Origin of the sequence: Myxococcus vastator (genome assembly GCF_010894475.1) — a bacterium.
GTDB lineage: Bacteria > Myxococcota > Myxococcia > Myxococcales > Myxococcaceae > Myxococcus > Myxococcus vastator.
Window position 1 is genome coordinate 1 of sequence record NZ_JAAIYB010000870.1, and the last position, 1,167, is coordinate 1,167.

The window sequence follows — 1,167 nt, forward strand, 5'->3', positions numbered from 1 at the left end:
TCCTGGACCCGGGGGTGGAGGTCCAGAACCACGAGTCCATCGACTGGACGGAGTGCTACGTGGTGAAGGACATCCGCAAAGCGGCGTGGCTGGGCGTGGTGAAGGCCGGGGAGCGGAAGACGGCCAGCCGTTTCCGCCACAACCCGAACTTCGACGTGGGCTCCGGCTACCTGGGCGTCCTCTGCAAGGAAGGCGAGCTGCGGGTGAAGCTGCGCTGAGGCGCTCCGCGTCGTGACGGACGCGGAGGACTCACGGCGCCAGCCGCGCGCCGGCGACGGGGCAGTCGGCGACGAGCGCCTTCGCCTCGACGTCTCCACTCCGGGCGTTGCGCGCCGCGCGGTCCAGGGACGTGCGGCACTGCCACGTCAGCTCGCGCGTGCCATGGCAGCAGTGCCAGCCCGTCAGCGTGCGGCCCAGGTACTGGAGCATCTCCGCCTTGGTGGGGGTGACGAGCAGCCACACCGCGCCCGCCAGCACCGCCAGCCAGGGCAACTGGAGCGCCACGCCCTTGAGGCGGGGGCCCGCGCCGGCAACGACGGGCTCCGCGTGGAGGCCGAGCAGCGTGTCCAGGGGACGGCGCATCAGCACGGCGTTCAGCAGCAGGTCCAGCGGCGTGGTGAAGGCGCGGGCCAGGCCGCGGAGCAGCCCGGGCGTGCGCTCCGCGTGCACCAGCCTCACCCCGGCCACCTGTCGCCAGAAGCTCCGGCCCGTCACCCCGCCCACGGCGGACGCGGTGAGCCACGCCAGGGCCATGGCCAGGGGCATCGACAGCGGGGTGCGGTCCTGCTCCAGCGCGCGCAACGCGCCCCACCCCACGAGGACGGACGTCCCCAGGTCCAGCACATCCGCCACCCACAGGTGCCACTGGTACCGCGCCTGCGTGGTCACCTGGTCCGTCGCAAACAACGACCCGTTGCTCATCCACCCTCTTTTCGGCGCGCGGAGCATAGACCGGACAGGAGGACGTGCGCCTCATGGCTCCACCGGGTTCGACCGGGGGACACCCGGGGTGTCGCATTCCCGCAGTGGCGCGGTGGGGGCGTGGCTCTCATCTTCACCCCTGCGCGACGCGTCGGAGGCCTCCGCCACCACCGGGGCCTCCTCGCCGGGCGCGCAATGGCCAAGGCCATGACGGAGCCGGGGGTGCGGTTCCCGGCTCCGCAGGTG

At 72.8% G+C, this 1,167-nt stretch carries 3 protein-coding genes; 1 reads left to right on the forward strand and 2 read right to left on the reverse strand.

Annotated elements, in window-relative coordinates:
- A partial coding sequence (locus tag G4D87_RS37980; protein ID WP_163787619.1) for a hypothetical protein occupies positions 1-218 on the forward strand: 218 nt, incomplete at its 5' end.
- Between the two features lie 31 nt (positions 219-249).
- Here G4D87_RS37980 and G4D87_RS37985 read toward each other — a convergent pair.
- Positions 250-921, reverse strand: a complete 672-nt coding sequence (locus G4D87_RS37985) for a hypothetical protein (RefSeq protein ID WP_240358945.1) — start codon at positions 919-921, stop codon at positions 250-252.
- A 51-nt stretch (positions 922-972) separates the two neighbouring features.
- On the reverse strand, positions 973-1,167 hold a 195-nt coding region (locus tag G4D87_RS39125), incomplete at its 5' end, for a hypothetical protein (protein ID WP_205507891.1).

Excerpts from the sequence above, each read along its gene's own strand:
- G4D87_RS37985 (WP_240358945.1), bottom strand. The coding sequence starts at position 921 with ATGAGCAACGGGTCGTTGTTTGCGACGGACCAGGTGACCACGCAGGCG.